The organism is Bradyrhizobium sp. i1.15.2 (assembly GCF_040548425.1).
In the GTDB taxonomy this organism is placed as follows: domain Bacteria; phylum Pseudomonadota; class Alphaproteobacteria; order Rhizobiales; family Xanthobacteraceae; genus Bradyrhizobium; species Bradyrhizobium canariense.
Genome location: NZ_JBEPRQ010000010.1, coordinates 1 through 24,385, shown reverse-complemented (window position 1 = coordinate 24,385; position 24,385 = coordinate 1). Strand labels below are relative to the sequence as shown.

23 protein-coding genes and 2 pseudogenes are annotated in these 24,385 nt (G+C 63.5%); 13 read left to right on the top strand and 12 right to left on the bottom strand.

Annotated elements, in window-relative coordinates; translation table 11 throughout:
- Positions 1-57: 57 nt before the first annotated feature.
- Positions 58-2,139 carry a methyl-accepting chemotaxis protein gene (locus ABIB80_RS19355; RefSeq protein WP_354128144.1) on the top strand — a complete coding sequence of 694 codons (2,082 nt, stop codon included), beginning with the start codon at positions 58-60 and terminating at the stop codon, positions 2,137-2,139.
- A gap of 104 nt (positions 2,140-2,243) precedes the next feature.
- Here ABIB80_RS19355 and ABIB80_RS19350 read toward each other — a convergent pair whose 3' ends face one another.
- Both ABIB80_RS19350 and ABIB80_RS19345 read right to left on the bottom strand, forming a co-directional pair.
- Positions 2,244-2,834 carry an NADPH-dependent FMN reductase gene (locus tag ABIB80_RS19350; RefSeq protein ID WP_007591764.1) on the bottom strand — a complete coding sequence of 197 codons (591 nt, stop codon included), beginning with the start codon at positions 2,832-2,834 and terminating at the stop codon, positions 2,244-2,246.
- A gap of 50 nt (positions 2,835-2,884) precedes the next feature.
- The gene (locus tag ABIB80_RS19345) at positions 2,885-3,832 is read right to left on the bottom strand and encodes an AraC family transcriptional regulator (protein ID WP_007591765.1); all 948 of its coding nucleotides are present in this window, start codon (positions 3,830-3,832) and stop codon (positions 2,885-2,887) included.
- Positions 3,833-4,134: 302 nt separating this feature from the next.
- Between ABIB80_RS19345 and ABIB80_RS19340 the strand changes: the two genes are divergently transcribed.
- The 3 genes from ABIB80_RS19340 to ABIB80_RS19330 are packed head-to-tail and all read left to right on the top strand — an operon-like array spanning position 4,135 to position 6,727.
- Positions 4,135-5,241: a DUF2336 domain-containing protein gene (locus tag ABIB80_RS19340; RefSeq protein ID WP_007591766.1), complete on the top strand. Its 1,107-nt coding sequence runs from the start codon at positions 4,135-4,137 to the stop codon at positions 5,239-5,241.
- Entirely contained in the window at positions 5,238-5,558 is a 321-nt protein-coding gene (locus tag ABIB80_RS19335; protein ID WP_007591767.1) for a PilZ domain-containing protein, read from the top strand. The genes ABIB80_RS19340 and ABIB80_RS19335 overlap by 4 nt, the downstream gene beginning before the upstream one ends.
- 47 nt (positions 5,559-5,605) lie before the next feature.
- Positions 5,606-6,727 (top strand): HD-GYP domain-containing protein, encoded by a 1,122-nt coding sequence (locus ABIB80_RS19330; RefSeq protein WP_007591768.1) that lies wholly within the window; start codon positions 5,606-5,608, stop codon positions 6,725-6,727.
- A 26-nt stretch (positions 6,728-6,753) separates the two neighbouring features.
- Here the strand turns inward: ABIB80_RS19330 and ABIB80_RS19325 are convergent, their stop codons facing one another.
- Positions 6,754-6,957 carry a hypothetical protein gene (locus tag ABIB80_RS19325; protein WP_007591770.1) on the bottom strand — a complete coding sequence of 68 codons (204 nt, stop codon included), beginning with the start codon at positions 6,955-6,957 and terminating at the stop codon, positions 6,754-6,756.
- 132 nt (positions 6,958-7,089) lie between these two features.
- Positions 7,090-7,767 carry a nitroreductase gene (locus ABIB80_RS19320; RefSeq protein ID WP_007591772.1) on the bottom strand — a complete coding sequence of 226 codons (678 nt, stop codon included), beginning with the start codon at positions 7,765-7,767 and terminating at the stop codon, positions 7,090-7,092.
- 133 nt (positions 7,768-7,900) lie between these two features.
- Here ABIB80_RS19320 and ABIB80_RS19315 point away from each other — a divergent pair, with 133 nt between their 5' ends.
- Complete coding sequence (locus tag ABIB80_RS19315; protein ID WP_007591774.1) at positions 7,901-8,863, top strand: alpha/beta hydrolase; 963 nt, start codon at positions 7,901-7,903, stop codon at positions 8,861-8,863.
- Between the two features lie 46 nt (positions 8,864-8,909).
- Here ABIB80_RS19315 and ABIB80_RS19310 read toward each other — a convergent pair whose 3' ends face one another.
- Positions 8,910-9,281: a nuclear transport factor 2 family protein gene (locus tag ABIB80_RS19310; protein ID WP_007591775.1), complete on the bottom strand. Its 372-nt coding sequence runs from the start codon at positions 9,279-9,281 to the stop codon at positions 8,910-8,912.
- A gap of 102 nt (positions 9,282-9,383) precedes the next feature.
- Here ABIB80_RS19310 and ABIB80_RS19305 point away from each other — a divergent pair, with 102 nt between their 5' ends.
- The gene (locus ABIB80_RS19305; protein ID WP_007591783.1) at positions 9,384-9,947 is read left to right on the top strand and encodes a TetR/AcrR family transcriptional regulator; all 564 of its coding nucleotides are present in this window, start codon (positions 9,384-9,386) and stop codon (positions 9,945-9,947) included.
- A 15-nt stretch (positions 9,948-9,962) separates the two neighbouring features.
- On the opposite strand, the gene ABIB80_RS19300 is transcribed toward ABIB80_RS19305, so the two are convergent.
- Positions 9,963-10,433 (bottom strand): cupin domain-containing protein, encoded by a 471-nt coding sequence (locus tag ABIB80_RS19300; RefSeq protein WP_007591784.1) that lies wholly within the window; start codon positions 10,431-10,433, stop codon positions 9,963-9,965.
- A 203-nt stretch (positions 10,434-10,636) separates the two neighbouring features.
- Here ABIB80_RS19300 and ABIB80_RS19295 point away from each other — a divergent pair, with 203 nt between their 5' ends.
- The gene (locus tag ABIB80_RS19295; protein WP_007591786.1) at positions 10,637-10,885 is read left to right on the top strand and encodes a hypothetical protein; all 249 of its coding nucleotides are present in this window, start codon (positions 10,637-10,639) and stop codon (positions 10,883-10,885) included.
- 219 nt (positions 10,886-11,104) lie between these two features.
- Positions 11,105-12,196: a type II asparaginase gene (locus ABIB80_RS19290; protein WP_354128143.1), complete on the top strand. Its 1,092-nt coding sequence runs from the start codon at positions 11,105-11,107 to the stop codon at positions 12,194-12,196.
- A 7-nt stretch (positions 12,197-12,203) separates the two neighbouring features.
- Here the strand turns inward: ABIB80_RS19290 and ABIB80_RS19285 are convergent, their stop codons facing one another.
- The gene (locus ABIB80_RS19285) at positions 12,204-13,079 is read right to left on the bottom strand and encodes an MBL fold metallo-hydrolase (protein WP_354128142.1); all 876 of its coding nucleotides are present in this window, start codon (positions 13,077-13,079) and stop codon (positions 12,204-12,206) included.
- A 132-nt stretch (positions 13,080-13,211) separates the two neighbouring features.
- Between ABIB80_RS19285 and ABIB80_RS19280 the strand changes: the two are divergent.
- A pseudogene (locus ABIB80_RS19280) lies at positions 13,212-13,745 on the top strand (REP-associated tyrosine transposase).
- A 167-nt stretch (positions 13,746-13,912) separates the two neighbouring features.
- Here the strand turns inward: ABIB80_RS19280 and ABIB80_RS19275 are convergent.
- Together ABIB80_RS19275 and ABIB80_RS19270 are read right to left on the bottom strand one after the other, a co-directional pair.
- Positions 13,913-15,535, bottom strand: coding sequence for an ABC-F family ATP-binding cassette domain-containing protein (locus ABIB80_RS19275; RefSeq protein WP_007591795.1), 1,623 nt, complete (start codon positions 15,533-15,535; stop codon positions 13,913-13,915).
- A 120-nt stretch (positions 15,536-15,655) separates the two neighbouring features.
- Positions 15,656-17,263: a multicopper oxidase family protein gene (locus ABIB80_RS19270; RefSeq protein ID WP_354128141.1), complete on the bottom strand. Its 1,608-nt coding sequence runs from the start codon at positions 17,261-17,263 to the stop codon at positions 15,656-15,658.
- Positions 17,264-17,498: 235 nt separating this feature from the next.
- Between ABIB80_RS19270 and ABIB80_RS19265 the strand changes: the two genes are divergently transcribed.
- From ABIB80_RS19265 to ABIB80_RS19255, 3 genes are read left to right on the top strand one after another with little or no spacing between them, the layout of a single operon-like run.
- Positions 17,499-20,270, top strand: a complete 2,772-nt coding sequence (locus tag ABIB80_RS19265) for a xanthine dehydrogenase family protein molybdopterin-binding subunit (RefSeq protein WP_007591798.1) — start codon at positions 17,499-17,501, stop codon at positions 20,268-20,270.
- Positions 20,267-20,791, top strand: a complete 525-nt coding sequence (locus ABIB80_RS19260; RefSeq protein WP_007591800.1) for a (2Fe-2S)-binding protein — start codon at positions 20,267-20,269, stop codon at positions 20,789-20,791. The genes ABIB80_RS19265 and ABIB80_RS19260 overlap by 4 nt, the downstream gene beginning before the upstream one ends.
- Positions 20,792-20,799: 8 nt before the next feature.
- On the top strand, positions 20,800-21,417 hold the full coding sequence (locus tag ABIB80_RS19255; RefSeq protein WP_354128140.1) for an Isoquinoline 1-oxidoreductase subunit: 618 nt from the start codon (positions 20,800-20,802) through the stop codon (positions 21,415-21,417).
- A gap of 70 nt (positions 21,418-21,487) precedes the next feature.
- Here the strand turns inward: ABIB80_RS19255 and ABIB80_RS19250 are convergent, their stop codons facing one another.
- The 3 genes from ABIB80_RS19250 to ABIB80_RS19240 all read right to left on the bottom strand — a co-directional run bounded on the left by ABIB80_RS19250 (position 21,488) and on the right by ABIB80_RS19240 (position 23,459).
- On the bottom strand, positions 21,488-21,721 hold the full coding sequence (locus ABIB80_RS19250; protein WP_502918731.1) for a GNAT family N-acetyltransferase: 234 nt from the start codon (positions 21,719-21,721) through the stop codon (positions 21,488-21,490).
- 154 nt (positions 21,722-21,875) lie between these two features.
- Positions 21,876-22,859 carry an alpha/beta hydrolase family protein gene (locus tag ABIB80_RS19245; RefSeq protein ID WP_007591806.1) on the bottom strand — a complete coding sequence of 328 codons (984 nt, stop codon included), beginning with the start codon at positions 22,857-22,859 and terminating at the stop codon, positions 21,876-21,878.
- 192 nt (positions 22,860-23,051) lie between these two features.
- Positions 23,052-23,459 (bottom strand): hypothetical protein, encoded by a 408-nt coding sequence (locus tag ABIB80_RS19240; protein WP_157158546.1) that lies wholly within the window; start codon positions 23,457-23,459, stop codon positions 23,052-23,054.
- Between the two features lie 246 nt (positions 23,460-23,705).
- On the opposite strand from ABIB80_RS19240, the pseudogene ABIB80_RS19235 reads away from it, so the two are divergent.
- Positions 23,706-24,385 (top strand): annotated as a pseudogene (locus tag ABIB80_RS19235) (IS110 family transposase); the annotation flags it as partial.

Sequence of the window (24,385 nt, the reverse complement as noted above, 5' to 3'; positions counted from 1 at the left end):
CATCGCCTGCCTATTGTCCGTGCAAATTATTTCCCGCGCCAGTTGCCGGACAGACTCATGAAAATCGGTACGCTCCTGACCACCGCGATCGTCTCGCTCTCGACCGTGGGCGGCGGCCTCGCCGTCTACGTCGCCGTAACGAAATACCAGACGATGGAGCGAATCACCGAAGCCCAGGGGCGGCTGGCGACCGTCCGCGCCGTCAGCGACATCCCGCGCTACCTCAATCCCGAGCGCGGCTTTTCCACCAACATCCTCTATGGCCCTCCCGCCGTCGACCCGGCGCTGCTGGCCGAACAGGACAAGCTGCGCAAGCAGACCGATGCCGCCCGCGACAGGATGAACGCGCTGCGCAAGGACCTGCCGGGCCCGTTCGACGACGGCAACACCACCGGCGGCAACATCGACGCCATCAATTCGAAATTCACGTCGCTGCGCGAGGCCATCGACAAGGCGATGTCGGGCCCGCCTGAGGCGCGCAAGGACGCCGCCAAGAAGATCGTCGCCGACAACGCCGTGCTCAACGCCAGCGTGACTGCGCTGCTCAACGAGCAGGTCCGCCGCATGGCGATCCTCAATGGCGACGCCTACCGGCAGGCCAGCTACGCCAACATCGCGATGACGTTGCGCGACGTCGGCGGCTTCAACTCCAGCCTGCACAAGAACCTCGTCGGGGGCAAGAAACCAGCGACCGATACCGAGAAGGCCGAGATCAGCCGCTCGCAGGGCCGCAACGATCAGATCGTGATGTCGCTGCTGGAGCTGCGCGGCAATCCCGCAACGCCGGCGAACATCGCCGCCGCACTGGAGAAATTCAACGCGATCTACATCGAAGAGTTCGGCCGCGAGCTCAAGCTGGTGAAGGAGGGTGCGGTCAGCGGCAAGTACGAACACGACATGGACACCTATTACACCGCCACGCAGCGCGGCCTCGGCACCATCATCGAGGTCCGCGACGCCTTCTACGACAACGCCGAGCACATTCTCGCCGGTGCCTCCACTGCGGCCCACACCAGCTTCACCATCGCTCTCGCGGGCCTTCTCGCCGTGCTGATCGCCAGCGCCGGCCTCATCGTCACGGTCCGCCGCCGCGTCTGCGCCCCGATCGTCAATCTGACAACGCGGATGTCGCGGCTCGCCGACGGCGAAGTCGCGGAAGAGATTCCCGGCGCCGAACGTTCCGATGAAATCGGCGCGATGGCCGCGGCTGTCCGGGTCTTCAAGGACAACATGATCCGGGCTGACAGCCTCGCGGCCGAAAAGCAGGCCGAGAACGACGGCAAGATGCGCCGCGCACAGGCGCTCGACGGGATCACCCGCGCGTTCGAAGCCAAGGTCACCGAGCTCGTCGGCGGACTGTCAAAAGCCTCCTCCACTATGGAAAGCACGGCGCAGTCGATGACCTCGACGGCAGCCCAGACCAACAGCCAGGCCGCGGTCGTCGCCGCCGCCTCACAGCAAACATCGAGCAACGTGCAGACTGTTGCGAGCGCCACCGAAGAGCTGACCTCTTCGATCTCGGAGATCGGCCGTCAAGTGGCCCAATCCACCGAGATCGCCGCCCGCGCCGTCGACAACGCCCGCCGCACCGGCGACACCGCCCGTGCGCTGGCCGAGGGCGCGCAGAAGATCGGCGACGTCGTCACGCTGATCCAGAGCATCGCCGAGCAGACCAATTTGCTGGCGCTCAACGCGACCATCGAGGCTGCCCGCGCCGGCGACGCCGGCCGCGGCTTTGCGGTGGTTGCTGCCGAGGTGAAATCGCTCGCGGGCCAGACCGCCAAGGCCACCACCGAAATCTCCGAGCAGATTGCGGCGATCCAGGCCGCGAGCGACGAGACCGTGACCGCGATCCGCAACGTCGCCGACGTCATCGGCGAAATCGACCAGATCGGCACCGCGATCGCGGCCGCGATCGAGGAACAGGGCTCGGCGACCAAGGAGATCGCCCGCAGCGTCCAGGAGGCCGCGCGCGGCACCCAGGAGGTCAACACCAACATTTCAGGCGTGCAGCGCGCCGCCGGCGATACCGGCACGGCCGCAAGAGAGGTGCTGGGCGCAGCCGAGCAGCTCTCGACCCAGTCGCGCGATCTCGCCGGACAGTTCGACCGCTTCCTCGGCGAGGTCAGGTCGGCGTAGCATCCAAATTCGTAGCCCGGATGGAGCGCAGCGTAATCCGGGAATCGTGCCGCAAACACCGACGGCACCGGATTGCGCTGCGCTCCATCAGGGCTACGGGACCGTCAATAAGGCGGCGCCTTGCGCGCCCGCTGCGCCTTGGCGGCCTCGATCCACCACGCGAGATCGTCGGCGAAGCGCGGGAACGAGCGTTCCAACGCCTTGCCGCCTTCGCCGATCGGTTCGCCCGCCTCCGACAGCGTCTGTGCGATCGGGCCGACGCCGATGGTGCTCGACACCACCACCATACCCATCTCCGACAGCGTGCCGTGCCAGGCGGTCGAGGCACGCGCGCCGGACAGGCGGCCGGCCGAGTAGCTCACGATCGCGGCCGGACGCCAGAACCACTCCTCGAGGAAGTGGTCGGTGAGATTTTTCAGGCCCGGCTGGATGCCCCAATTGTACTCGCCGGTGACGAAGACAAAGCCATCGGCGCCGCGGATCTCTCCGGCCAGCTTCTCCAGCGCCTCAGGTGCGGAGCCCTTGGGATATTCCTTGTACATACGATCGAGCATCGGCAGGCCGATCGCCTTGGCGTCGATGAACACGACGTCGTCGCCGCGACCGCGCAGGCGATCGATGACGAAATTCGCAAGGCGTATGCCCATGCGATCGGAACGGTAGGAACCGTAGAGGACGAGGATGCGATTGCTCATGGCCGGTAGTATAGCACGGATCAGCAGGCCGGCCTCAACGTTTTGACGCGCTAGGTTCGCCGTCCGTGCTCGAGCGTTTGCGACGGTGTCTCGCCGAACCTGTCACGATAGCTTCTGGAGAAGTCGCCGAGATGCCAGAAGCCGAACGCCAGCGCGACGGCCTTGACGCTGTCGGCACCGGCGAGCAACCGCTGACGCACCAGCCACAGCCGCCGCAGACGTAGATAGCGGTGCAGGCTCATGCCGCGATAGCGGCGGACGACGTCGTGCATGGTGCGAACGGACAAGCCGAGCTTGCGCGCGATCTCGTCGCTGTAGATGGGCTGGGAGATGTCGTCGGAAAGCAGCGCGCGGATGTCCTGAAAGACCTTGAAGTTGCGCTCGTCATTGGGGCGCAGGGTCCATCGCGCGGGACCCATATTGTGGAAAATTGCGTCCACAGCGCCGAGCAAGGTCTCCCTCATGGCGGCAGCCTTCAGCGGCACGTCGGGTGCATCGACCGGCCCCGAAGCGGCTGCCAGCACCTCCCGAACCACACCGCGGAGCCGGTTCAAGCCCGCGGCGGTCGTTTCGAAGATGTTGAAGCAGAGGGCTGCTTGTGGCCAGCCGCGATCCGTCACCTCCGGCCTGAACACCACCGAGCCGATTTGCCGCGGCACTTCCTCGATGGTGGTGTAGGTTGCGCCGCCGCTGCCCATGACGATGACGGGTCGTGTGCGCTGCGTGCCGTTGAATCGAACCGGCACGTCCAAATCGTCCATCGTGAATCCGATCGCGGTACAATTCTCGACGAGCTGTGCGTCGACGACCCGCGGAAATGCCCGCGTCAAGTTCACGTCGCAGCCGGGCAGCGACAGAATGGTCTGCTCGGCCGAAATCCTCCGTACGAAAGGCGTGAACTCGAAGTTCAGGCCTCGTATGGCACTTCGAAATTCATCGACGTCGGTGAAACGAAATACCTTCGGCGCTAGCGTCGGCGCATCATCAGTTCTGTTCATGGCAAATGTGAAACTTCGCGTCGCAACACACGCGCGTCCGGCGACGATGCCGGCCCAACTTCCCCGTTCCGGTGTCCCTTAAGTCTGAAAGAATCACTTCGAACTATGTTGACCAGTTGGCGAGCGTCGAAGTCCAAGGACAAGCCGGCGCATCAAATCTCGCCAATTTTCGATAGCGTTTCCCGTGTGGCCAGCGGTGCACATATACCTAGACGAGCAAAATCAAAATTTCAAATTAACGTTTGTCGAGCGGAATAGAAGCAGTTCGATAGTCCAAATTAATTTTAGGTCAGGCCCCTGCCATGATGGCAAATTCGCCTGCTGATATTCTCGCTGAATTGGAAGAGACGGTCGCAACGTGCCCGGCGGAGCGTTGCGCACGCATTCTCTCCGGCATGGTGCAGTTGCTCACTGGTAGCCGCGGCCAGTGCCGGGAATTGCTCGTCAACGTGGTCGACGGTGTTCTGCTGCGATTGACGGAACGGGTCGAGACCAGCGCACTGGTTCAGCTCAGCATGGCGCTCGCCGAGCTTGACATCGCGCCTCCCGAAACATTGTGGCGTCTCGCCTCGCACGATAATCCGGACGTGGCATGTCCTGTGTTGCTCAAGTCGCGCGCACTTTCCGCGGCAGATCTCGAGGCTGTCATTGACTCCCGTGGCGAGTGGCATCGACGCGCGATCGCCGCCCGCAGCGACATCGCGCCGACCGTGACCGAAGCGTTGATCAAGCACGGCGGCCCGATCTGCCTTGCCCTGATCAAGAACCCGGGAACGAAATTCTCCGACGCAGCCTATGCAGCGCTGATTGCCATGGCCGACCAGGACGGCGAGATCGCGAAGGCGCTGGTGCTCCGGCCCGGCACGCCCGACCTGGTCGTGCGCAAGCTGCTCTCCGCCCCACCAGCCCGGAAGGCGCCGGCCACGCCCAACCCGCTCGCCGCGTCGCCGGTGCCGGAAACGGAGCCGGCTCCGCCAAAGCGGCCTTGCAGGGCCGACTACGCCAGCGCGAGGCCGGAGATCGTCGTCCTCAACCGCATCGGCAAGCTCAACGATTCCACGGTGAACCGTTTTGCGATCCGCGGCGAGACGGCCAACCTATTCACGGCGCTGTCGGTGCTTTCAGGGGCGCCGCTCGAAATCATCGAGCGTGTCGTGAGCGACGACGATTGCGAGGGGCTGGTCATGGCGTGCCGGGCCTCGCGGCTGAACTGGCAGACCACCCTTACCATCCTGAGCAACCGCAGCGGGAAAAGGCTCTCCTATGCCGGGCGCGAGCGCGCGCAACGGATCTTCGAGACGCTGCTTCTGTCCACCAGCCAATGGACAGTGCGATGGGGGGAAATAGCGGCAAGCGCCAACACGAGCGATCCGGCAAATCGCGGCGCGAAGATGGGGGTTAGCCGATGAAGTTCGACGGTCGCAAAGCGCAGCGCGTGAAAATGGATCACAAGCAGCCGGTCAATCTGATGGGCTCGGACGGCACGTGGCGGCGCAGCTGCGTTCTGCTCGACATATCGCAAAGCGGTGCGAAGATCGAAGTCGAGGGCACGCTCGACGTTCTGCGGGCCAAGGAATTCTTCCTGCTGCTGTCGTCGACGGGGCTCGCCTACCGGCGCTGCGAATTGGTCTGGATCGACGGCACCACCGCCGGCGTGCACTTCGTCACCGCAGACGGCAAGAGGAAACCGGCAGCCGCCGCGCAGACTGCCGCTCAGAGCAAATAGGCCCAAGGATTCATCAGCCCATCCACTCAGCATAATTCAGGTCAACCGTGCAGAACGCGCGAATTATATCCCGCCCCGTCAAGGGCGACGGCGGCATCCGAGAGAAGGAAGCGGTACGCCCGTTCGTGCATGTGCTGGCTGATTCTTCAGACAAATTGTCGAGCGTCTGTTCGATGCTCGAGCAGCAGTTTGCCGTCGCAGGCGAACGGCTCGACGCGGAAGCCAAGCTGTCCCAGGTGCCGTTCGCGATCGTCATCCGTGCGGAATTGCGTGATGTCCACACCATTGCGGCCATCAAGAAACGAGGCGTAAAGCTCGCGAAGGCAACCAAGCGCATCTTCCTGGTCGAGCACTCCTCTCACATGAGTATCTCGCAGGCCTACGCGCTCGGAGCCACGCTCGTCCTTCCCGGGACGATCGACAAGATCAAGCTGCTGGCAGCGCTGGTTGATCCCGCCGAAGAGGCGCCTGCTTCCTCAGGTCACGCGCCGCAGCCGGACAACGCCGTCGAGACCGCGGCGATTGCCATCGCGTCGATGTTTGCCTCGGTGACATCGGGGCAGCCGATTGACGTCAGCGGCGCCAGGGAAGCCGGCCGCCAGATCGCCGATCGCATCACCCAGCATGGCCTGTCGGAATGGCTCACGACGGTGCGGCGCCATCACGAGGGGACCTATCAGCATTGCCTCCTCGTCACCGGCGTCGCCATCGATTTCGGCCTGAGCCTTGGCGTCGGCAGGTCAGATCTGGAGCGGCTATACACGGCGGCCATGTTCCACGACATCGGCAAGGCCCGGATCCCGCTTGCCATCCTCGACAAGCCCGGCCGTCTCGATCCGGAGGAACGTGCCATGATCGAGACGCACCCGGTGGCGGGCTACGATTTTCTGAAAGACCACGACAATATTTCGCCGGAGATCCTCGATGCCGTGCGGCATCATCACGAATTTCTCGACGGCAGCGGCTACCCGGATGCGCTCTGCGCCGGGAACATCGGCGATATCGTGCGCATCCTGACGATCTCGGACATCTACGCTGCCCTGATCGAGCACCGGCACTACAAGCCAACGATGCCGCGGGCAGAGGCTTATAACATTCTCTGCGGAATGAGTGGAAAGCTGGAAAAGGCACTGCTGACCGCGTTCAGACAGGTCGCACTCACGAGATGAGCGCAGCAACCCGTCTCGACCCCAGCCTAGTGCGCGGCGCGGTGTCTGGTGCGGCGCGGAACGGTCCGGCAGGCCAGCCCTTCGGCCAGCAGCTTCATGTCCTCGTGCCGGCCGCTGCGGATCATCCGGCCGAACTCTTCGGGGGTGAAAGGAAGACTTGGATCATCATCGATCGGACGCCGCACTCGCGGGCCGAAGAACCGTCGAACCAGGCTAGCGAGCCGCCGCATGTCAATTCCCTCGCGCCAGCATCAAACCTTTCAGTCCGCACATTGTTCCTCCCGCACGATCGAGAATGCAAGAGGCCGCCAAGCGGTCCGCACCAAAAAAAATCGGCGAGAGAATAATCTCCTCTGCCTGCGCTACTCGGCGAATCCGACGTAACGCACGAAATCGTCGTTGCCCCCGCGATCGGAGCGAACGGCGTTCGCGGCAAAGTTGTCGTCGGGATAGCCCATCGCGACGCAGGTCATGATCACCTCGTCCTCCGGAATGTTCGCGACCTCGCGCACGATGTCGGAACGCATGATGCCCTGCCCGTTGATCACCGAACCGAGACCGCGGTCCCAGGCCGCGAGCACGATGCCGTAGCAGAGCGCGCCCAGATCGAAATGGCAGACCGCGCCGGGATCGAGCACGCGGTCATAGGTCAAGACCAGCGAGACCGGCGCGTCGAACTGGCGGAAGCCGCGCAGCACCCAGTCCTGCCGCATCGGCTTGTCGTCGCGCGCGATCCCCATCGCGCCGAACAGTTTCTTGGCGACGTCGACTTGCCGCGTCCGGTGCACGCCCTGGTATTCGCCATGGCTGACGATGTCGCGCTTGACTTTGGCGCCGCCAACCATTTCCTCCATGTTGCGTCGGCGCAGCTGATCCAGCGGCCCGCCTGTGAGCACGTGGACATGCCAAGGCTGGGTGTTCATCGACGACGGCGCACGTTTGGCACTGTCGATGATCGCCTCGATCACCGCGCGCGGCACCGGCTCGTTCCTGAAGCCGCGCACGCTGCGGCGCGACTGGACCAGCGTTTCGAATTCCACCTCAAGACCTCCCTGCCCGTTCATCCCATGGCATCGCAAACCCTGGCATGGCAACTGCGAGCCGTTGCCGATGCGGCGCGCCATATCTATGCTAACCCGCAAGCAAGACCAAGAACCCTGTGAGGATCCCAACATGGCCGCACCGCTCGATCCCGTCATCGCCCAGATCATTCCGCTGCTGCCGATGCGCGATGCCAAGACGATGACGCCACAGAGCGCACGCGATTCCTTGCGCGCACTGGCTGCCTCACGCGCGGCCATAGCGCCGCCGCCGGTGGACATCGTCGCGGATATCAAGGTGAAAGGCGGCGCCGGACCGCTCGATGCACGTATCTACCGGGTCGGCACCACGCCGGCGCCGACCGTGGTGTTTTTCCATGGCGGCGGCTGGGTCGCGGGCGACCTCGAGACTCACGACCGGCAGGCACGCAACCTTACGATCGAGACCGGCGCGGTCGTCGTCTCCGTCGACTACCGTCGCCCGCCCGAAACGCGCTTTCCCGGCGCGTTCGAGGACGCCTTTGCCGCGGTGAGCGACGTGTTTGGCCGCGTCGCGGAATTTGGCGGCGATGCAAAACGCCTCGGCGTTGCCGGCGACAGCGCCGGCGGCAATCTCGCCGCCACCAGCGCGATCGCCTGCCGCGACGCCGGCATCAAGCTCGCCGCACAACTGCTGGTCTATCCCGTGACCGATGTCCTCGGCAGTTATGCGGACGCGCGCGAGAACGCACGCTTCCCCTCGCGCGCCGAGAATGCCGAAGGCTACTTCCTCTCGCGCGCCGTGATGGAGTGGTTCTGCGGCCATTATCTCGCCGATCCCTCGCATGCGACCGACTGGCGCGTATCACCGCTGCGCGCGGCTTCGCTCGCCGGCGTCGCGCCCGCGATCGTGACCACCGCCTGGTTCGATCCCCTCCGCGACGAGGGCACAGCCTATGCACGCGCGCTGGAAGCCGCCGGTGTGCCGGTGAAGCATCATGAAGGCCCCGGCCTGATCCACGGCTATTTCGGCCTCGGCGACGCCTCCGCGGTGGCGCGAGCCGAAGCACAGCGCGCACGCGCGGACTTCAAGGCGCTTCTCGCGCGCGGCGCCTGAGGGCGACGCCCGGAGCGGCAGGATCGGCTGCCGCGCCGGCCAGCGCTCAGGCTTTGGCTGCGGGCACCTCGAAGAAGCCCGTCGCCTGAACGAGGCGGCCATCGTCGCCGAAGCGGCCAAAACTCTCGCCCGTGACGAACACGCGACCGGCGCCGTCGTACATCGTCCAGCGAAAAAGCCCCTGATCATGGTGCTCGAGGAAGCTGTCATTCCTGAAATGCGCGCCGGGAAACTTGAGCTGGGTTTGACCGATGCGCGCCATCAAGGCGTCACGTCCCTCAATCTGCGAGCCCGGATCGGTATACACGCAGTCCGCGGCCACGCTTTGCTCAAGCAGCCGACGCCGCTCGTCCTCATCGATGGGTCCCCACGCCGCCTGATAGGTGTTCCAGATCTTCAGTCGCGCTTCATCGTTCATCTCGCAGAACCTCTCGTGGCCTCATGCCGCTTCCGTCAAATTGACAATTATTGATATTTTGTCAATATGACTCGACGTTCAATTCCAACGCTTGTGAGGCTCATGGCTCGTTCCAGCATTTCGAAAGAGGCGCTTGCCGTCGAGGCTGCAACGGAGGTGTTCTCCCGCTACGGCCATGCCCGCACGACGATGGGCGACGTCGCCGCCAAGGCGGGAATGTCGCGGCCGGCGCTCTATTTGCTCTTCCCCGACAAGGATGCCGTGTTCGCGGCGGTGATCCAGCGAATGGACGAGCAGAAGCATCGGGAGATCAGGGCCGCAATCGCGCGCCTCGACGGCCTTCACGCCAAGCTGCTCCACGCCTGCAAATCCTGGGGATCGCATGGCTTCGACCTGATCGAGGCGCATCCCGATTCGGCAGATCTGTTCGACCTCCGTTTCCCCGCAGTTCGGAAGGTCTACGACAACTTCCAGTGTCTGGTCGCCGACCTCATCCGCGATCAGGTGAAGGCCGCCGGGATAGCGATCGAGCCGGAGGTGCTGGCGCGATGCCTGGTGTTCGGCATGCGGGGACTGCGCGAAACCGCCAGGAACGGCAAGGAGATGCGGCGGCTGATCGCCGTTCAGGTCACCATGCTCGTCAGAAGCATCGATGACGGCAGTTGAGCTGCGAAGAGCCGCCTATCGCGGCCTCCCCGCCCGTTGCGCGTTGGTGTGCCCCCACGTTTGGTCCCAATCTTGACCGGCGGCATCGACGACGCGGCCGTCGGCTTCGAAGAACTTGTTCGGCACCTGGAAGATCGCCAGGATCAGGGCGCCCTCCGGGCACCAGGCCGCATGCCGGCTGCCCGCCTCGCGCCAGATGAATTCGCCGGCCTTGCAGGCAATCCCCTTGGCCGGTCCCTGGTTGTCGACGAGAGCGCCCTCTATGACATAACTCTGCTCGACGCCGACATGCTCGTGATCGGGCAGCACCGATCCCGGCGCAAAGCGCATCAAGGCCGTCATCAGACCGCTGCTGCGATCGAACAGCAGCGTCTTGGCCTCGCAGCCGGGAAAGCGCGTCTTCTGCCATTCCATGTCTTGCGGCCGAACCAGGTGAGAATGCCGGTCAGAAGCGGCATCCGGCATGTTCGCAATCAGGGTCTCCATCACGATCTCCCTTCGGCTAAACTCGCCCGAAGCTAGCAGGATCGCCCGTCCCGGTCAGCGAGCAGTGCAGCAGACCGTGGGCCCCGTCGAACCCGCGTTCGAAAAATCGCCAGGAAGACCGGACAGCAGGCGCTCATCCAGCTTGATTGCGCCACGATTCCCGGCTCCAATCCGCGTGCCATTTCTGGTTTAGGGAGACAATCATGATGAAGCGGATTTTCCTGGCTGCGATCGTTGCCACGTTTGCAGCGGGTTCGGCCTTCGCGGAGGACACCTGCGAAAGCAAGGCCGTCGGCAAGGACGGCAAGGCCCTGGCTGGCGCCGCCAAGACCTCGTTCATGAAGAAGTGCAAAGCCGAAGCCTGCGCGCCCAAGGCCGTCAGCGCCGAGGGCAAGCCGCTCGCCGGCGCCGCCAAGAACAGCTTTATGAAGAAGTGCGAGATGGGCGCGTAAGGCGCCGCGAATTCGCTGCTGCTTTAGCGAGCAATCGCCAGACGAACTGCCACATGGCCGGGCTTGTCCCGGCCATTCGCGTGTGTGTTTGCGTGTGCCGGCTTCCAGACCAAATCATCCGAAAGCGTCGCCCTAGACAGGAGCTCTCGACTGACCGATCATGTGGTGCTGAGCGAAGCGGGGCGCATCGACAAGGCTTTCTAGGAAAGGGACGTCAAGATGTGGCAACCTCGAGTGCGTCATCACTTCATCGCGGCAATGAGCTTGCTCTTCGCGCTGCTCATCGGACTTGAAGCCGCGAACGCGCGGGGCCCGGGACTGCCCAACGTCATGGTGCTCGCAACCGGCGGCACGATCGCCGGCAGCGGCGCGAGCAGCACCACCGTGGTCGGTTACACCGCAGCCACGGTGGGCATAGAGACCCTCCTGAATGCCGTCCCCGAACTGAAAACGGTGGCCAACGTCAAGGGCGAGCAGGTTTTCCAGATCGCCAGCGAGAACATGAACAATGACTACTGGCTGAAGCTTGCCAAGCGCGTCAACACGCTGCTCGCGCAGGACGACGTCGACGGCATCGTGATCACGCACGGGACCGACACGATCGAGGAAACCAGCTATTTCCTGGACCTCGTCGTCAAGAGCAAGAAGCCCGTCGTCGTCGTCGGCGCAATGCGACCGTCGACGGCGATCAGCGCGGATGGGCCGATCAACCTCTTCAACGCGGTGATCCTCGCGGGCAGTGACGAGGCCGTCGGCAAGGGCGTGCTGGTTGCTCTCAACGATCAGATCAACGCGGCTCGCGATGTCACCAAGAACAACACCTCGACGGCAGACACCTTCCGCACACCGGAACTCGGCTTTCTCGGCTACATGCAGGGCAACAAGCCGTACTTCTATCGTCAATCGACGCGCCGCCACACGGCGGACTCCGAATTTGACGTCTCCAGCCTCGATGTCCTGCCGCAAGTCGATATCGTCTACGGCTATGCCAACATGAACCGGGTCGCGATCGACGCTTTTGTCGGCGCCGGAGCCAAGGGGATCGTGCATGCCGGCGTCGGCGACGGCAGCCTGGCCAGGCCCGCGGTCGAGCCAGCTCTCGACGAGGCCCGCAAGAAGGGTGTCGTGATCGTTCGCAGCAGCCGCGTCGGCAACGGCATCGTCGCACGCAATGGCGAGGCCAAGGACGACGAACACGACTTCGTCGTTTCGGATACGCTCAACCCTCAAAAGGCGCGCATTCTGCTGATGCTGGCGCTGACAAAGACGACCGACACGAAGGAAATCCAGCGGATGTTCTACACCTACTGAGCTAGCCCTACTCTCGCTTGAAACGGTAATCAAAGGCGGCGCCGAGCGGCTTGATCAGCCCGACCGTCGGCGCCGGAAAATGGACAGGCAGGATCAGCGTGTCGGTGTCCGCGACGGAAGCAAAGAACTTTCGCCGCGACACCGCCGACTGCTTCGGATCCCAATCCGGTCTGGCCGACCAGTCCAGCTCGCGGCACTGGATCTGATGATGCATGAGGTCGCCGGCGACCACCGCGCGGCGCCCCTTCGAGAAGATGTTCACGCAGCAATGGCAGGGCGAATGCCCCGGCGTCGGCGTCAGCGTGACGGTGTCGTCGAGCGCGTAATCGTCATCCACCAGGAGCGCCTGGCCTGCCTCGACGATCGGCAGGCAATTGTCGCGAAACACGGTGCCGGGCGGGTTGCAGCCCTTGGCATGCTCGGCCTCCCAGGCCGCATATTCACCCTTGTGGAAGACGTATTTCGCATTCGGGAACGTCGGCACCCAACGACCGTCGCGCAAGCTCGTATTCCAGCCGGTGTGGTCGATGTGAAGGTGCGTGCAGAACACGTAGTCGATCTGCTCAAAGCCGATGCCGAGCGCGAACAGCTCGTTGCGCCAGCGCGCCTTGCCCGGAAAATCGAACGGCGGCGGATGGCCCTTGTCCTCGCCGGTGCAGGTATCGACCAGGATGGTATAGCGCGGCGTGCGCACCACGAAGGTCTGATAGGTGATCACCATCATGCCGCGCGCGGCGTCGAACACCTCCGGCTCCATCGTCGGCAAATGCCGCTTGAATACGCCCTCGTCATAGGCCGGGAAAAAATCCTGCGGCCGCCGCCACGGGCCCTCCCGCTCGATCACCGCGTCGATGGTGATGTCGCCGAACCTGACCTGCTTCACGCGCGTTTCGCTCCCTTTTTTGAAAGAGCGTAGCGAGAGCCCCTGAAACGCGCAAGCAAGCGAATGGATTGCAAATCTCTCGATCTGGTTGTAGCCCGGATGGAGCGAAGCGTAATCCGGGAAGGTGCCCGCGTGGTTCGCTACCGGCGCAACTTCGTCCCTGGCGGGACCTTCTTCTTCACGGTGGCGCGGGATGATCGAAGATCATCCGCGTTGGTCGATCATGTTGACAAACTGCGCGACGCATTTCGTATGACGCGCGCCGACAGGCCGTTCACGATCGATGCAATCGTGGTCCTCCCTGATCATCTGCACGTCATCATGACGCTGCCGGACAATGACGCTGACTTTTCCGGCCGATGGTGGCGGATCAAGAGCTCCTTCACGCATCAACTGGCTGTTTCAGGTGCCCCCATCTCCCGCAACGTCGGGGCGAATTCGCGTTGTGGCAACGGCGATTTTGGCAGCACACCATTCGCGACGATGCCGATTTCGAACGCTGCGCGAACTACATCCATTACAATCCAGTCAAGCACGGCCTTGTCGCGTCACCGATAGACTGGCCGCATTCGTCGCTCCATCGCTACGTCCGCGAAGGCGTGCTTCCGCCCCGATTGGGGAGGAGCCGCGGAGGTCGACGGCAACTTCGGAGAGCGCGGAGATTGAATCCCGGATTGCGCTTCGCTCGATCCGGGCTACGAAATTCCAGCGGCCGCTCCTGTAGCCCGGATCGCGCGAAGCGTAATCCGGGGCCGGACCAACCGCATCGCGCGACTGCCCACGCGGCACGAAACCCGGATTGCGCTTCGCTCCATCCGGGCTACCGCCGATCACTACGACCGCAACCCCGGCGCTTCCTGCCCCGTGCGCGCGACATATTCCGTGTAGCCGCCGCCGAACTGGTGGATGCCTTCGGGCGTCAGCTCCAGCACGCGGTTCGACAGGACGCTGAGAAAATGCCGGTCATGCGAGACGAACAGCATGGTGCCCTCGAAATCCGACAGCGCCGTGATCAGCATTTCCTTGGTGGCGAGGTCGAGATGGTTGGTCGGCTCGTCCAGCACCAGAAAGTTCGGGGGATCGAACAGCATCTTCGCCATCACGAGGCGCGCCTTCTCGCCGCCCGATAGCACACGGCAGCGCTTCTCGACGTCGTCGCCGGAGAAGCCGAAGCAGCCGGCGAGCGCGCGCAGAGAGCCCTGCCCCGCGGTCGGAAACGCATATTCGAGTGACTCGAACACCGTCTGCTCGCCGTCGAGCAAATCCATCGCATGCTGCGCGAAATAGCCCATCTTGACGCTGCCGCCGACCGCCACGGTGCCATCGTCCGGCTCGCTCGCGCCCGCGACGAGCTTGAGCAGCGTCGATTTGCCGGCGCCGTTGACGCCCATCACGCACCAGCGCTCCCTGCGGCGGATCATGAAATCGAGCCCGTCATAGATCCGCTTGCTGCCGTAGCCCTTGAACACCTTCTTGAGCGCAACGACATCCTCGCCGGATCGCGGCGCCGGCGGAAAGTCGAACGCAACCGTCTGGCGGCGGCGCGGCGGCTCCACCCGCTCGATCTTGTCGAGCTTCTTCACCCGGCTCTGCACCTGAGCTGCGTGAGAGGCGCGCGCCTTGAACCGCTCGATGAACTTGATCTCCTTGGCGAGCATGGCCTGCTGGCGCTCGAACTGCGCCTGCTGCTGCTTCTCGCTTAGCGCCCGCTGCTGCTCGTAGAACTCGTAATTGCCGGCGTAGGTGGTGAGCGAGCCGGAATCGATCTCGACCACTTTCGAGATCACGCGGTTGATGAACTCGCGATCGTGCGAGGTCATCAGCAGCGTGCCTTCGTAATCGTGCAAGAACTTTTCCAGCCAGATCAGGCTTTCGAGATCGAGATGGTTGCTGGGCTCGTCGAGCAGCATGACATCGGGACGCATCAGGAGAATGCGCGCCAGCGCCACGCGCATCTTCCAGCCGCCGGAGAGCTTGCCGACGTCGCCGTCCATCATCTCCTGGCTGAAGCCGAGGCCGGACAGCGCCTCGCGCGCGCGGCCGTCGAGCGCGTAGCCATCGAGCTCTTCGAACGCGTGCTGCACCTCGCCGTAGCGGGCGATGATCTCGTCCATCTGGTCGGCCTTATCAGGGTCGGCCATCGCGGTCTCGAGCTCGTGCAGCTCGGCCGCCACCGCACTCACCGGTCCTGCCCCGTCCATGACCTCGGCCACGGCGCTGCGGCCGGCCATCTCGCCGACATCCTGGTTGAAATAGCCGATGGTGATGCCGCGATCGGTCGAGACCTGCCCCTCATCGGGCGGTTCCTCGCCGGCGATCATCCGGAAGAGCGTGGTCTTGCCGGCGCCGTTCGGCCCGACGAGCCCGATCTTCTCGCCCTTGTTGAGAGCGGCGGACGCTTCGATGAACAGGATCTGGTGGCCGGCTTGCTTGCTGACGTTGTCGAGGCGGATCATGAGGTCTTTTTGGGGATTGTTGCGTTGCAGCGTCATAGGCCATGCGGGCCCCCAGGGGAAGCCCGGCCGGACCCGGATCAGCCCCGCGCGCCGCCGAATTCGCGCAATTCGACCCGCAGCTTAGGCCTTGTAGACCTCCACGGTCTGCATCATGCCCATCTCCTCATGGTTCATCATGTGGCAGTGGAGCATGTAGACGCCGGTGAAATCGATGAAGCGCGAGCGGAACACGACCTGGCCGCCCTTGCGCTCCACGATCACGGAATCCCGCCATTCCGGCACCGCCAGCGCCTTGCCATTGGCCGAGATCACCTGGAACGGGTTGGTATGGATGTGGAAGACGTGGTCGTCATGCTCATGGGTGTTGACGATGGTCCACTCCTCGACCGCGCCCAGCTTGACCCGCTGATCGATGCGGCCGGGGACGAACTTCTTGCCGTCGACGAAGAACTCGAATTCCTGCCAATGGCCGGCGGCGTCGGCCTCCGGCGCGGTCGCCGACAGCACCACCTTGCGGCGGTTGGTGATCTCGGAGTCCTTGATGGTCGCGAGCGGCGCCGGCGGCAGGACGCGCGGCAGCTTCATGTCCATCGGCGCACCTGACACCACGACCCGCGCCAAGGGCCCGACCGGCGACGGATGCCCCTGATCGTAGGGCGTAGCGTTGAAGGCGTAGGTGCCGGGGCTGCCTGCCTTCACCAGAATGTCCGCGCGCTGACCGGGCGCAATCAGGACCTGCTTGAGCGGCTGCATGGCGCCGAGCTGGATGCCGTCATAGGCGATCGCTTGCAGATCGTGCTTCTCCAGGTCGAGCAGCATGTCGTCCTGATAGGCGGCATTGAGGATGCGCCAGCGCTGCACCTCGCCGGGCCGCATCTCGATCATTGGCCGGCGTTGGCCGTTGATGGCGAGAAAGCGCGTCGCGGTCTCGGGAAACAGCGTCTCGAAATTCTCGACCATGCCGTTGGAATCGTAGACCACCTGGGTGAGCACCATGAGCCGTTCGCGGGCTGTGGCGATCTCGGGAATTTCGGCGAAATCACCCTCGATGACGACGGCGCCGACCATGCCGGAGGACATCTGGATGTCGGCGCTGCCGTGGTGATGCGGGTGATACCAGTAGGTGCCCATGGTGTGATCGGCCGGCAGGGTGATTTCGATGTTGTAGCTGCGGCCTGGCGCCATCGAGCGCATGACGTTGTCGGAAATCCCGCTCGGGCTGGTATGCGCGCCGTGGAAATGGAAATTGGTGTTGTTGAACTGGTGCGGATGGCTGATGTCGGCCGGCAATCCATCGCGGTTCGGCGGCAAATCGTTGATCATCTTGATGCGCAGGGTATCGCCGGGTTTCATGCGCAAGGTCGGGCCGGGGCTGCCGCCCTCATAGGACCTGACATAGAGCCTGACGCCGCCGATCTGGCGATAGGCATAGCCGACGCGCATGGTCGTGCTCAGCACGCCATTGACGGACCGCCGCACCTCGGGCTCGACCAGCGCTTGGTCCATGGCGGGAACCGGCGTTTCAGCGACCATCCCCATGCTCGGCGACATGTCCGCGGTGTGGGACATGCCCGCATGGTCGTGCACGGCGTGCTGGGCATTTGCGGCACCTGCGAACAGCGACAACGCGCCCGCTTTGAGACCGCAATCCAGCAATTGACGGCGCGACAACGTCGTCGTGCCCATCGTGCTGGTGACTGAAGACGCACCGTTCGGATCCTGCTGCATTTGAATTGCGCCCCCTGTTGCCGGACCGTCTTCCGTTCGATTCGACTCTAAAGCAAGCACCAAACCACAATTCGAGGCGCAAGCGCACCACATTCATTGGTTGTAAACCTCCTCAGCCGTTCTATCGTCGCAGGATGCATCGTGACGGATTCGCGCTGGCGCTGGCCTATGCCCTCCGGACATTGCATGCTGGCCGCATCCCGATGTTCTCGAAACTCTGTACAAGGATATGATCATGGGGCCTTCGCGACGCGAGTTCGTGAAGTGGTTGTCGGCGGGAGGCATCTCGGTCAGCCTGTCACATCTGGCGTCCGCGGCGGGCGTGCCCTTCGCAGCGCACGAGACGCTGCCTGGACGCGGCAAGTTCAATCCCGCGACAAATGGCGCCGGCCGTGTCGACGGCGTCGCCAAGGTCACCGGCGCAAAGCTTTACGCCTCCGACTTCCGCGCCAACGACATGCCGGGCTGGCCGCAGGCCACCTCGCACGCCATCCTGGTCCGCGCCAACGACGCCACGCACGTCTATACCGGGCTGGACCTCGCCCGCCTCGGCGGCGCGCTCAAGCCGTCGGTGGTGGTGACTGCGACTGATCTCGACCGGATCGGGACCCAGGTGCCGGAATTCTATGCGGGCGACCTGTTCTGCCCGATCGGCAAGACGCCGCTTTATCTGGGACAGCCGGTCGCGCTTTTGATCTTCGAAAAGTTCGACGCCTTCGACCAGGCGCGTCTGGCGCTGCGCGACGGCACGTTCGTCCATTTCGGCGAAGAGACCGGGCCTGTCGTCGTCCCGGATTACGGAGCCTTCCGCTTCACCCGCGTGGCAGGCCCCTCGCCTGACAAGCCGGATGTCTATTCGCCGCTCCAGGCCGGCTGGGTCTCGCCCAAGAAGGTCCAGAGCGCGGCGCTGCCAGTGTGGTCGCCGCTCGCGAAGGACATGCCCGCGGATTACGCCAAGGCGGCGAAATATGGCGAGCAGATCCGTGCCGAGCTTGCAGCGGATGACGCCTCCATGCTTGTGCTCGACCGCGAGTTCGAGACGCAATCGGTCGACCCGATGTTCCTGGAGCCGGAATGCGGGCTCGCCTGGTACGACGGCAAGGGCGGCAATCTCGAACTGCTGTTGGGCGTCCAGTCGCCCTACGAGGCGGCGGAATCGATCGCGCATCTCTTGGGCAAGGCCCGCGCGCCCTACAAGCCGGCGCACATCAACGCGCAGTTCGCCCATGTCGGCGGCGGCTTTGGTGGCCGCGATCACACGCCTTTCATTCTCTATGTTGCGCTCGCGGCGGTCTGCTTTCCCGGCAAGCCCGTGCGGCTGGCGCATGACCGCTACCAGCAGTTTCAGGCCGGCATCAAGCGCCATTCGATCAAGATGCGCTCGCGCATCGGTATCGATCGCGCGACCGGCAAGATCAAGGCGTTCGCGGCCGATCACGTGCTCGACGGCGGCGGCATCGCCCATTTCTCGGCCAGTGTTGCCGTCGTCGCGGCCACCGGCGCGATCGGCATCTACGACATTCCGAACGTCGACGTCAGGACTGTCGCGGTGCACTCGCGCGGCGTAAGCGCGGGTTCGATGCGCGGCTACGGCATCCTGCAAGCCATGACGGCGCTGGAGGTCCTGATCGACGAGGCCGCGTCCGAGCTCAAGCACGATCCGATCGAATTCCGGCGGCGCAACGCGCTGCCCCAGAACGGCCGGACCATGACGGGCAATCCCTACATCGTCTCGGTGCGCACGCCCGAAATCCTCGACAAGCTCGAGAAGCACCCGATCTGGCAGCAGCGGGCGCAGTTCAAGCAGACCTCGTCGGATCGGCTGGTCGGCACCGGCGTCGCCTGCGTGACGAAAGACTATGGCTCCGGCGCGGACGGCTCGCTCGGCCGTGTCGAGCTTGGACCTGACGGCAAGATCGTGATCTTCTGCGATCATGTCGAGATGGGCAACGGCATCGGGACGGCGCTGGCCAACCGCGTCGCCGGCCATCTCGGCGCCATCGCCGACGAGGTCTCGGTCGCCCGCGTCGACAGCTATGACGTGCTCGGGCTGGTCACGTCGGGCGATCCCTCCACCATGGACCAGAAGACCCAGGATGCCGCGGAGAAAAACCCGCGCTGGGTGCCCGCGATCAGCTCGCCGACAAGCTCCTCGATCGGCGCCCATGTCGGCACCCATTCCGCCGCGGAAGCCGCCCGCGTCATTTTCCGCTTCGGACTATGGCCCTCGGCGCTCGAGCTGTGGCGCATCGCAAAGACTGATCCGCGCGCGGGACAATGGGCCAGCGCAAGCTGGAAGAACGGCCAGCTCACCATGCCCGGCCTCGAACCGCTCGCCCTCTCCGTGCTCTCGGCAACAGCTCATTCGCGCGGCTTCGTCACCGGTGCGGTTGCGCACAGCTTCTCGCGCTGGGCGTGGTCGCGGGCACGCTTCCCGCTGTCCGGCGAGCAATACCGCGCCGATATCGACGCACTGGCGATCCGCAAAGGCAACGGCAAGTTCGAGCGGATCAACCGCACCAGCGTCAAGTTTCCGCCGACCGACAACAACCGGATCGGCACCGCCTACACCTCGATGTGCGGCACGGTCGTTCGCGTCGAGATCGAGCGCGCAACCGGGAGCTTGCGCATCGCCAAGGCCTATAGCGTGCTCGAATGCGGCACCGCGCTCGTGCCCGAGGTGGTGATGGGCCAGGCCCAGGGCGGCTTCGCCATGGGCGTCGGCTACGCGTTGCTCGAAACCCTGCCCCCGTTCGAAGGCGGGCCGGGCAACGGCGAATGGAATCTCGGGCGCTATCTGGTCGCACGCGGCTCCGACCTGCCGCTCCGCGATCTCGAGATCGAGATGCTGAAGCCGCAGACGGCAGACGAAGCACCGAAGGGCATGGCGGAGGTCGTGATGATCCCGATCGTGCCGGCGCTGATCAACGCCATCCACGACGCCACCGGCCATCGCTTCCGTGCGCTGCCGGTCACCGCAAGCCTATTGAAGGGAGTGCTCGCGTGACGACCCTCAGCCTCACCATCAACGGCCAGAAGCACGGTCCGATGGACGTCCGCGACGATCTCTCGATGAATGATTTTCTGCGCGAGATGCTGGGCATGACCGGCACCAAGTTCGGCTGCGGCGCCGCGCAATGCCTGAGCTGCGCCGTCATCGTCGACGCGCCCGACGGCACCAGCACCACCAGCCCGACCTGCGTCGCGCCCGCCGTGAATTTCGACGGCAAGTCGATCCGCACCGTCGAGGGGCACGCGAAGGACGGCGAGCTCTCGACCCTGCAAAAGGCCTTCATCGCGCATTTCGCCTTTCAGTGCGGCTATTGCACCGCCGGCTTCCTCAATGAGGGCCAGGTCTTGCTGGAGCGCCTGTCGCGGACACCGGTGGCGCGCGAGGCACTGGAGCAGACCATCGCGGATGCGCTCGACGGTCATCTCTGTCGCTGCACCGGCTACGTCAAATATCACGAGGCGGTGCGCGACGTGATCCTCGCCGACTCCAAGCGCTACCTCATGGCCACCAAGTGACGCGCATCATGATCTCCGACCTGCGGTTCAAGATGATTGCTGTGGTCGCCGCCCTCGCCGGCAGTCTCAGTGCGGGCTTTGCGGCGTCGGGGACGGCAAGCCACGCCCTCGCCTCATCCGAGAGCTTTGCTTCGATCGGCGACACAGAGAAGCGTTCGGCCGCAATCTTCACCGAACTCGGCAAGGTACTGACGCATCCGCGCTGCACCAATTGTCATCCGGCCGGCGACAGGCCGCACCAGGGCGACAATGCCCGCCTGCATCAGCCACCCGTCACGCGCGGCGCCGACGGCCACGGCCTCGAGGCGATGCGCTGCAACACCTGCCACCAGAAGGCCAATTTCGAGCCCGGCCGCATGCCCGGCCATCCCGACTGGCATCTGGCCCCGCGCGAGATGGCCTGGGAGGGCAAGACTGTCGCCGAGATCTGCGAGCAGATCAGGGATCCTGCGCGCAATGGCGGCCGCAAGGTGGAAGACCTGATCGACCATATCGGCAAGGACACCCTCGTCGGCTGGGCCTGGAAGCCCGGCTTCGGCCGCTCGCCCGTGCCGGGCACGCAAGCGCAGGCCGGCGCGCTGGTGGAGGCCTGGGCGAAGACCGGAGCGGCGTGTCCGGCGCCGTGAGCGGGTGCTCACAAAATCGATTTGGGTGAATAGCCGCTCTAAACTTGCGAGTAGATATCGTCAGCCCACGTTAAAGGAGTCGGCTGAGGACCAATTCCCGAGACCGCCGCACTTCGAAGTAAGTTTTGCCGCCTCGTTCGAATCCTGCCCGCTCGTAGAAGCGCAGAGTCGTCTCACGCTTGGACCCCGTTGCCAAGTGGACCTTATAGCAATCGGCCTGCGATGCGATCTCAAGCGCATAGGTGAGGACCCGTCGCCCGAGCCCTAATTTGCGATGGTCGGCGTGGGTGACTACATTCTCAATGACGCCATATGATCGGCCCCCCCGAACGGTTCAAAAGCGGCGGATGCCGGGTTGCCGTCGGATTTGTCTCCAAGAGCCGACATGACGCGTTCAGGCGCCCCCTCGGCTAAGGGAAAAAGCGCTCCCTACTGTCGCGTTCCATGGATCGGCTGCTTTAGCGGCTCTCACCCTGGCGAACGAGAGTTTCTCGAAAGAAATCGATGATGCTGGCATTGAACTCGCGATGGAATGCCCTCCTGTCGAAACCTGGCGGATCAGCACAGAAGCGAGGAAGCTTCTCCGCGAACTCTGCCGAGCACGGCGACAGGAAAGCAAAATGACCGGCAGGCACCACACGCACTTCCTTCTTGCCGGGCAGCGACTCAGCAACGAGCGCTGAGTTTTTCGGGTCTACGCCTGCACCCCCAAACTCTGATCGCCAGATCAGCAGCGGGATTTTTATGTCTGCCAAGCGGTCGGCGGGAAAGGCAAAGTTAACTGCCGTATCGGCGAGCACTGCGGCTCGGATACGAGGTTCGTGAGGCAAGCTGTTTGGTATGTCGCCGCTACGGAGTTGCTCGCATGCCCGCGTTCGGTTCGCATCCGAGCAGTAAAGCGCAAATCTCCGGAGATCGGGATTGCCGCCCGCCAAAACCAATCCGGTATAGGCGCCGAGCGAAAACCCAAAGAAGCCGATCCTGGAGGAATCAATCGCAGCCCGGTCTTTCCAGTCATTCAAGATGAAATCAAGCAATCGGATAATGCTGGCGGGCCGGGATGCCAGAATGGAAAGGCTGTCTCGCTGCGAGGAATCGTTTCCATTGTCACCCGGAAGGTTGATCGAGGCGACGACAAATCCGGCGTTTGCCAGAGCCTGCACCGTGTCATCGTGTTGTCCGAACCAACCGCCGCGTCCGTGTGAGACAATCACGAGTGGCAATTTCGTTCCTGTGACAGGACAGTCCTTCGCACCTTCAATCGCTTCAATAAATTGGACGGTGAGTTTGCCGAGCGGCACTCGTTGCGCCGCTGCCGCGCAAGGGTACCATATAGCGCCAGCCAGACTGGGATCGGTAGCCAGAAGCTGAACACCGGCAGCCTGTGCAGACGAGGTCAAGCAGCCGAGTACGGCAGCATAGATCCAATACAATCTGACCATCAGCGTCCCCATTCGCCAGCGAGCTATCGGATTAGCCCATGGCCGAAGTGTGTTGCGTGGCCGCATTGAACGCCGCTATCGGTCAAAAGCAGCCATCGCGCAGATTGCACGTCGGCTCACCTCCCGAAAGCGGCCGCCGCGGTGTTCTGAGCTAAGGTCCGTCACGGGCCACAAGCGGACGTCTACTGCGTTCTAAAAATGCTGCGTAAACAAAGACAGACCGACGCCAATCACAATCAAAATCATCATAACGCACGTGGGACGTACAGGCGTCGGCGCGCCAGGCCGGAACGTTCGCAATGTGATTGCAACATACAGCATCGGGATCAGCGCGACGGCTGAGACGGTCAAGATCGCCCACGGCGCCCAGCGTTCGCCCGTGTAAAGCGCAAAACACAACCAAAGGAGCGTAATGCCTAATGTGGCAAAACCACTGCCAATGATTTTCAGCATGCCGAGAATGATTGCTTGAACACCCGAATCGAGTTCGTTGAAGGGCTTTCCAACTACGATAGCGTGATACGGCAGGTAAGCTTCGCGACGCATATATCTCACACCGAACAAGACTCCTCCGAGAGCCACAACAATCACCATGGCCAACGCCAAATCCTGCATCCTTTAGACCCCGCCTATTCGATGCCTTCGCCGATTTCGGCAACGAAGCTAGTACCCTTTATGGTTGTTTCAATAAAGGGTATCAACCCTGCTCGCGCACTTTATATCGCTTCGGCCTGTGAGGTCTGCTAGACTGTATGTCCCCCCACAAAATGAGGCGACTCACCCTCGATGTTGCGACGAGGGTTGCCCGGATGGACCGGGTAGAGCCTCAAACAAGGAGGGCGAGTCGTGGGTCATCATACCGAGTTCTTTGTCGGAATCGATACGTCAAAATCGCGCAATGCTATAGCCATTGCCGATGGCGGCCGTGGCGGCGAGGTACGATATCTCGGGGAGTTTCCTGCCACGGAGGCAGCGATCCGAAAGCTGGTGGCAAAGCTTGCAGCGAAATGCTGTCAGTTGACGTTTTGCTACGAAGCAGGGCCAACAGGATACGGTCTCTACAGACTGCTCAAGAGCCTCGGCCATGACTGCCTGGTGGTGGCCCCCTCGCTCGTTCCGAAGAAGGCCGGCGATCGAGTGAAGACGAACCGGCGCGATGCGGTAAGCCTCGCCAAGCTGTTGCGCGCGGACGAGCTCACGGCGGTGTGGGTGCCGGACGAGCGCCATGAGGCTATGCGCGATCTCTCGCGCGCCCGTCAAGCAGTGAAGAAGGACCTCCAGGGCAAGCGTCAACAGATCTCGTCATTGATGCTGCGGCTGGGACGCATCTATCCGGGCAAGACAACGTGGGGACCAGCCCACATGAGATGGCTCATGTCGCAGAAGCTCGAGCATCGCGAGCAGCGCATCGCATTCGAAGAGTTACTTGAGGGGGATACGCCAGGAAAGTGAGCGGCTGGAGCGTTTGGAAGATGCCATCCGCGAGGTAGTACCCGAGTGGTCGCTCGCCGAGGTTGTGTCGGCCC

Coding starts and splice junctions, on each gene's coding strand:
- ABIB80_RS19355 (WP_354128144.1), top strand. CDS start 58: ATGAAAATCGGTACGCTCCTGACCACCGCGATCGTCTCGCTCTCGACC.
- ABIB80_RS19350 (WP_007591764.1), bottom strand. CDS start 2,834: ATGAGCAATCGCATCCTCGTCCTCTACGGTTCCTACCGTTCCGATCGC.
- ABIB80_RS19345 (WP_007591765.1), bottom strand. CDS start 3,832: ATGAACAGAACTGATGATGCGCCGACGCTAGCGCCGAAGGTATTTCGT.
- ABIB80_RS19340 (WP_007591766.1), top strand. CDS start 4,135: ATGATGGCAAATTCGCCTGCTGATATTCTCGCTGAATTGGAAGAGACG.
- ABIB80_RS19335 (WP_007591767.1), top strand. CDS start 5,238: ATGAAGTTCGACGGTCGCAAAGCGCAGCGCGTGAAAATGGATCACAAG.
- ABIB80_RS19325 (WP_007591770.1), bottom strand. CDS start 6,957: ATGCGGCGGCTCGCTAGCCTGGTTCGACGGTTCTTCGGCCCGCGAGTG.
- ABIB80_RS19315 (WP_007591774.1), top strand. CDS start 7,901: ATGGCCGCACCGCTCGATCCCGTCATCGCCCAGATCATTCCGCTGCTG.
- ABIB80_RS19310 (WP_007591775.1), bottom strand. CDS start 9,281: ATGAACGATGAAGCGCGACTGAAGATCTGGAACACCTATCAGGCGGCG.
- ABIB80_RS19305 (WP_007591783.1), top strand. CDS start 9,384: ATGGCTCGTTCCAGCATTTCGAAAGAGGCGCTTGCCGTCGAGGCTGCA.
- ABIB80_RS19300 (WP_007591784.1), bottom strand. CDS start 10,433: ATGGAGACCCTGATTGCGAACATGCCGGATGCCGCTTCTGACCGGCAT.
- ABIB80_RS19295 (WP_007591786.1), top strand. CDS start 10,637: ATGATGAAGCGGATTTTCCTGGCTGCGATCGTTGCCACGTTTGCAGCG.
- ABIB80_RS19290 (WP_354128143.1), top strand. CDS start 11,105: ATGTGGCAACCTCGAGTGCGTCATCACTTCATCGCGGCAATGAGCTTG.
- ABIB80_RS19275 (WP_007591795.1), bottom strand. CDS start 15,535: ATGATCCGCCTCGACAACGTCAGCAAGCAAGCCGGCCACCAGATCCTG.
- ABIB80_RS19270 (WP_354128141.1), bottom strand. CDS start 17,263: ATGCAGCAGGATCCGAACGGTGCGTCTTCAGTCACCAGCACGATGGGC.
- ABIB80_RS19265 (WP_007591798.1), top strand. CDS start 17,499: ATGGGGCCTTCGCGACGCGAGTTCGTGAAGTGGTTGTCGGCGGGAGGC.
- ABIB80_RS19255 (WP_354128140.1), top strand. CDS start 20,800: ATGATCTCCGACCTGCGGTTCAAGATGATTGCTGTGGTCGCCGCCCTC.
- ABIB80_RS19245 (WP_007591806.1), bottom strand. CDS start 22,859: ATGGTCAGATTGTATTGGATCTATGCTGCCGTACTCGGCTGCTTGACC.